The organism is Vibrio sp. Of7-15, assembly GCF_022347565.1.
Classification (GTDB): domain Bacteria; phylum Pseudomonadota; class Gammaproteobacteria; order Enterobacterales; family Vibrionaceae; genus NORP241.
Map to the genome: position 1 here is coordinate 1 of NZ_JAKRGH010000054.1, position 6,139 is coordinate 6,139.

5 protein-coding genes and 4 tRNA genes are annotated in these 6,139 nt (G+C 40.4%); 2 read left to right on the forward strand and 7 right to left on the reverse strand.

From position 1 onward, the window contains the following. The 5 genes from MHO82_RS25335 to uvrY form a co-directional block, all read right to left on the reverse strand. Nucleotides 1–72, reverse strand: a tRNA-Gly gene (locus MHO82_RS25335). A gap of 30 nt (nucleotides 73–102) precedes the next feature. Then, nucleotides 103–176, reverse strand: a tRNA-Cys gene (locus MHO82_RS25340). A gap of 277 nt (nucleotides 177–453) precedes the next feature. Continuing rightward, on the reverse strand, nucleotides 454–1,011 hold the full coding sequence (gene pgsA, locus MHO82_RS25345; RefSeq protein WP_239189338.1) for a CDP-diacylglycerol--glycerol-3-phosphate 3-phosphatidyltransferase: 558 nt from the start codon (nucleotides 1,009–1,011) through the stop codon (nucleotides 454–456). Between the two features lie 43 nt (nucleotides 1,012–1,054). After that, nucleotides 1,055–2,893, reverse strand: a complete 1,839-nt coding sequence (gene uvrC, locus MHO82_RS25350; RefSeq protein WP_343299996.1) for an excinuclease ABC subunit UvrC — start codon at nucleotides 2,891–2,893, stop codon at nucleotides 1,055–1,057. Beyond that, the gene (uvrY, locus tag MHO82_RS25355) at nucleotides 2,893–3,537 is read right to left on the reverse strand and encodes a UvrY/SirA/GacA family response regulator transcription factor (RefSeq protein WP_239189340.1); all 645 of its coding nucleotides are present in this window, start codon (nucleotides 3,535–3,537) and stop codon (nucleotides 2,893–2,895) included. The genes uvrC and uvrY overlap by 1 nt, the downstream gene beginning before the upstream one ends. Nucleotides 3,538–4,121: 584 nt before the next feature. Here uvrY and MHO82_RS25360 point away from each other — a divergent pair. Further along, nucleotides 4,122–4,958, forward strand: a complete 837-nt coding sequence (locus MHO82_RS25360; protein WP_239189342.1) for an alpha/beta hydrolase — start codon at nucleotides 4,122–4,124, stop codon at nucleotides 4,956–4,958. 59 nt (nucleotides 4,959–5,017) lie between these two features. Beyond that, a complete protein-coding gene (locus MHO82_RS25365; protein ID WP_239189344.1) occupies nucleotides 5,018–5,752 on the forward strand; it encodes a transporter substrate-binding domain-containing protein in 735 nt (244 codons plus the stop codon). A 175-nt stretch (nucleotides 5,753–5,927) separates the two neighbouring features. Here MHO82_RS25365 and MHO82_RS25370 read toward each other — a convergent pair. After that, nucleotides 5,928–6,004: transfer RNA gene (locus MHO82_RS25370), tRNA-Asp, on the reverse strand. A 40-nt stretch (nucleotides 6,005–6,044) separates the two neighbouring features. Beyond that, a tRNA-Ser gene (locus MHO82_RS25375) sits at nucleotides 6,045–6,135 on the reverse strand. Between the last annotated feature and the right edge of the window lie 4 nt (nucleotides 6,136–6,139).

A 6,139-nucleotide genomic window follows, 5' to 3' on the forward strand; every position in this document is an offset into this window, starting at 1 on the left:
GCGACACACGAGGTTCGAACTCGTGACCTCAACCTTGGCAAGGTTGCGCTCTACCAGCTGAGCTAGTGTCGCAATATTCTTTAAGAGCTTAACTCTTTAGAATGGAGGCGCGTCCCGGAGTCGAACCGAGGTCCACGGATTTGCAATCCGCTGCATAGCCACTCTGCCAACGCGCCATCTTTTTTTAATCTTTATTGAAGAAGTTTTGACGCCTTCCTCTTGGGTACGGGAGGCATTCTACGGATTAACCAAGATGAGTCAACACTATTTTGTTGTTTTTGTTTTGTTTGAACAAAATCCAGTCATAACGCTCAAAATTGCACCTCACCTAACGCTTTTATCACTCTCTAACCCATAAATGATAATAAATACCTGCTATTATGAATTTTCGAGAGTCAAATAATAAAAAACGAGCTCGATGGCTCGTTTTTTATATTCTTAAAGAAGAATCAATTAATGATGATTACTATCCAGTAAGTCATCTTTTGCAGCACGTAAATACTGCCACATAGACCAATAGGTTAAAATAGTTGCAATATATAATGAAGCGTAACCAATCCACTCCATCCATTGATTGTCATGCCAGATTAATAATAACAATGCGAACATCTGGAACATGGTTTTTACTTTACCCACCCAAGAAACCGCGACGCTAGAGCGTTTCCCGAGTTCCGCCATCCACTCACGCAATGCGGAAATAATCACTTCTCTAGCAATCATCGTAATAGCTGGAACTGTAATCCACACAGAATGATAATGCTCGGTGATCAATACAAGAGCTGTTGCCACCATGACTTTATCTGCGACAGGGTCAAGAAATGCACCAAATCGAGTCGTTTGCTGCAATTTACGCGCTAAATAACCATCAAACCAATCTGTAAAACCTGCGACAAAAAACACTATCGCGGCAGCAAAAGCTGACCATTCATAAGGAAGGTAAAAAGCAATGACAAAAACAGGAATTAGAAAAAGACGGAGTAGTGTTAAAATATTTGGTATTGTTAGTCGCATAATTGATTATTCTTAGTATTGGCTTCAGTATGTTGCGTTAATTTTACCCGTGTTGCAATGCATCATGGATCTTTTCTGCTAATGCTTGACTAATGCCCGGCACTTTGGCTATTTCTTCGACACCAGCACGTTTTAATTCTTGGATTCCTCCCATAAACTTCAGCAAAGACTGCCTTTTCTTTGGCCCAACCCCTTCGATGTCTTCTAAAACACTACGCTGACGAGCTTTACCACGCTGTGCCCTATGGCCACTAATGGCATGGTTATGGCTCTCATCACGAATATGCTGAATTAAATGCAATGCTGGTGAATCACTCGGCAAGGAAAACTCTTCCCCACAGGTTTTAATTAAGGTTTCTAACCCTGCCTTACGAGTTACCCCTTTGGCAATACCCAAAAGTAGTGGCTTTTTAGGCCAATCATTCCAGTGCTGGTTGATAATGTCATATGCCCGATTCAGTTGCCCTTTACCACCATCAATAAAAATAATGTCTGGGATTTTATCTATGTCGAGTTGTTTACTGTAGCGACGCTCTAGCACTTGCCCCATTGCAGCATAATCATCACCACCAGTAATGCCAGTGATATTATACCGTCTATACTCCGTTTTTACTGGTCCTTCCTGATTGAACACCACACAAGACGCAACGGTTTTTTCCCCCATCGTATGGCTAATATCAAAACACTCCATCCTTTGGATCGACTCTAACAACAATACCTCTGTCAGCTCTTTGAAACGCTGAGAGACCGTCATTTTATGATTAACCTTACTTGTTAATGCCGTTAACGCATTGGTATTAGCCAGCTTCAAGTAACGCGCCCGTATCCCTTTAGAATGACTTTGCAGAGCCACTTTCCGACCTGCGAGTTCACTTAAAGCAGCTTCAAACATCGTTCCATCCGTCACTAAACCATCTCCAACCAGAATACGATTAGGAATGGTTCGTCCTTCTGAATAACTCAGATAGTATTGACTTAAAAAGCTAGAAAAGATTTCATTTTGATCGGTATTAGCTGGGATTTTAGGGAAAAAGCTACGACTGCCAAGCACTTTACCTTGTCGAACCATCAGCATGTGAATACAAGCCAGCCCTTTTTCCAGCGCAAAACCCAATACATCAATATCATCAGAGCTGTCTTCGGCAACAAATTGTTGCTCTTGCACTCGGCGCATCGCTTGGATTTGATCACGATAACGAGCCGCAGCTTCAAAGTTCAGTACTTTACTGGCGGCTTCCATTTTCTCAACCAGCTGGGCAATGACTTGGCGATCTTTACCCTGCAAAAACAAGCGAATGTAATTAACTTGCTCTGCATAATCATCATCACTAATGATGCCTTCCACACAAGGTGCTACACAGCGCCCAATTTGATGCATCAAACAAGGCCGATGACGATTAGCGTACACCGAGTCTTCACATTGACGCACCGGAAAGAGTTTCTGCATTAGATGTAAACTTTCCCTTACCGCCCCTGAGTCAGGATAAGGGCCAAAGTATTCACCTTTACGCTTTTTGGCACCACGATGAATAGAGATTCTCGGGTGACGATGCGAACTAATAAAGATATAGGGGTAAGATTTATCGTCCCGAAGTAGGACATTATATTTAGGAAGATATTGCTTAATGTAATTGTGCTCAAGAATCAAAGCTTCTGTTTCTGTATGAGTTACAGTTACATCTACTTTGGCTATATTACTAACAAGCGCACGTGTTTTTTCATTAGGCAGGTTAGACCTAAAGTAGCTGGATAAACGCTTCTTTAAATCTTTGGCTTTTCCGACATAAATCACATCAGACTCGGCGTTATACATTCTGTAAACGCCGGGCTGATGAGTCACATTTTTTAGGAAATCTTTCGAATCAAAATCAGGAGACGACACTACAAGGTCTCTGCATCCAACATTCCATGGCGAATCGCTAAATGGGTCAGTTCAACATCACCATTAATATCTAATTTACTAAAAAGTCGGTAGCGATAACTATTCACTGTTTTCGGGCTCAGATTCAACTGCTCTGAGATATCAGTCACCTTTTGCCCTTTAGTAATCATCATCATGATTTGTAACTCACGCTCAGAAAGGTCTTTAAAAGGATTTTCTGCATCAGGGGTGAATTGACTTAACGCCATTTGCTGAGCGATTTCAGGGGAAATATAACGTTGCCCGCTATTTACCATACGAATGGCATTCACCATTTCATCAGGACCAGCGCCTTTTGTCAGATAACCCGCTGCGCCCGCCTGCATCACTTTTGTTGGGAATGGGTTTTCGGTATGAATGGTTAAAACGATAATCTTCACATCCGGGTTAAAGCGTAAGATCTTTCTCGTTGCTTCTAAACCGCCAATACCAGGCATGTTCATATCCATAAGAACAATGTCAGCTTGCTCAGCACGACACCATTTTACGGCTTCTTCACCACTGTCAGCTTCCCCTACTACTTTCATTCCACGGACGTCTTCGAGAATACGTCTTATCCCTGTGCGAACCAGTTCGTGATCATCTACAAGGAATACTTTAATCAAGCTTGTATCTCCACACTTGAGGTTTGCTCTTTCACCCACCTACTTAAAGGAAGGACTGATATATACGGTTTAAGTGTAACTCAACTCAGTTCAAAAACTGATACTGTTTATGAGTTATGGCGCAAGTTTTCTGTCAATAATTCCTGTTGACATTCTTCCTTGAGCTCAAGAAACCTCTATGTTTCTTTTTCAAGATTTAAGAATATACATCTCTATACTAATAGAAACAATAGTTAAAATTTTATACTTATAAAACATTGAATTATAAATATAACCTTGCACTATTGAAGTCACTAAATCCCACTTAAACACTAAGTAAAATTCATATTTTGTTACTTGGTGACCCAGATTTATTTAACTGCCTTATTTATTGAGTGCTTAATAAAAAAATCTTTTTTATCATAATGATAGCAACATAATATAAGAACAATTCACAATACAAAAACCATAAGCAACCAGTCACACTGCATGGTAACAGTATACATTAGATAAAATCCATAACAGTTTCTGTTTTTTACCGTATTCCCTTTCTATTTGCCTAAAAATCAAACTAATATTAAAAATCAAAAGCTAAGGAATAGCGTATGCCTGCACTCAATCAGTACCTTACTACTCAAAATGATAAAATCAGTTATATGGAACGTGGAACTGGTACCCCAATTGTCTTATTACATAGTTCAATGAGCTCAAATGCTCAATGGTATTCGCTTATCGACAGCTTAACTTCCCACTATCACGTTATTTCCATTGATCTCTTTGGTTATGGTCAAACAGCAATGCCAAGCAACCACGATACTTTTTCTTTGCAAGATGAAATCAATCTGGTTGAGGCTGTTTTGGAGCAGCTAAAAATCTCATACAACCAGCCAATGCACTTCGTTGGGCATTCATATGGTGGAGCAACAGCACTCAAGTTATGCCAGCAATCTTCTCGCCCAGTCCTGAGCCTGACCTTATTCGAGCCAGTATGCTTCTACTTATTACCCAAGAAATCCCCTGCATTAATAGAAATTAAACATATTATTGAAACCCTTAATGAAAAATTAAAAGAGGAGAAAGATCAGGAAGCAACTGAAATCTTTATTAATTACTGGAATGGTTCTGGGGCTTTTCAGTCTCTTTCACAACGAAAGCAACGCGCTTTTATCTCCGATATTAAGAAAGTTGCTCTTGATTTTCAGGCTTTAATTAATGAACCTACGACGCTAAACGACCTACAGAAATTTCCAATCAAAACTTGTTTATTAGCAGGTTCGCAAAGCCCTTTATCAACAAAAACAATCATAGAGCTACTTAAACAATCGCTTCCCTACAATACGACCTACTACATTAATGGCGGGCATATGGCCCCCATTTCTCAAGCCGAGACGGTAAATAGCCTTATCATTCCATTTATTAAGAAAAATGATAAATACACTTAGGTTTCCTGGTTATTCTATAATATGTAGCCATACTAAATCGTACTCTTATGGGAGGCGATATGAGTATTTTTCACAAGATATGGATGGTCACTTTTCTTAGTTTTCTAGCCTGTCTTCCAACTCAGGCGACAGAAAGAATTAACGTTGGTTATATTGAGTTTCCACCCGCTTATTACACAGACACCAATGGAAAAGCTCGTGGCTATTTAATGGAAAAAGTGGAAAAAATACTTAAAGAGTCAGAGCTCAACTGGCATAGCCAATCGTATCCGACCAAGAGAATGGTATCATTGCTGATCGAAGGGAAAATTGATTTATGGGTAGGGCTATCAACCTTACCAAAATTCAAAAATGCAACTCTGGTCGGTGAAACCTTAATAGATAATATCGAATTAAGAGCGTACCGGCTCAACGAACAATCTGACATCAGAACCCAGTCCGATCTAATCAATACAAGGCTCGCCATTATTCGTGGTCATAGCTATGGTGGCTGGGTAAAATTTATTAAAAATAAAGTTAATAATATCAATTATATCGAGACTAATTCTTCTAAGTCTGCGTTTAAACTACTCGAAAAAGGGAGAGTAGATTATGTGCTAGAATACAAGGGCCCTTCTGTTCAGTTTTTACAAACACACACCATACCAAACTTGGCATACAACACTGTCTCATCTTTTGCCGTCAAATTGGTAGTTTCGAAGAAATCACAAAATGCTAGTGAGTTACTGCATGCCCTTGAATCCGCTTACCACCGCCTTGCATCTCAGGGATCTTTTGAATCCTCAAACCAATAATTTCTTAAAATCCAGATACAAAAAAGCCCCGTCATTTCTGACGAGACTTCATTGTTGTGGCGGGTCTGCCGGGCTTGCGCTCAAGCGGGACTCGCCCCGGTGTACTCATAACCAGTAAAATATTAAATTCCAGATACAAAAAAGCCTCAGCATTTCTGCTAAGGCTTTGATGTAGTGGCGGAGCGGACGGGACTCGAACCCGCGACCCCCGGCGTGACAGGCCGGTATTCTAACCAACTGAACTACCGCTCCAATTCTGTCTTAATTTGAACTTAATCAAACTAAGTAAATGTGGCGGAGAGATAGGGATTTGAACCCTAGATACGCTACAAACGTATGCCGGTTTTCAAGACCGGTGCTTTCGACCACTCAGCCATCTCTCCGTAA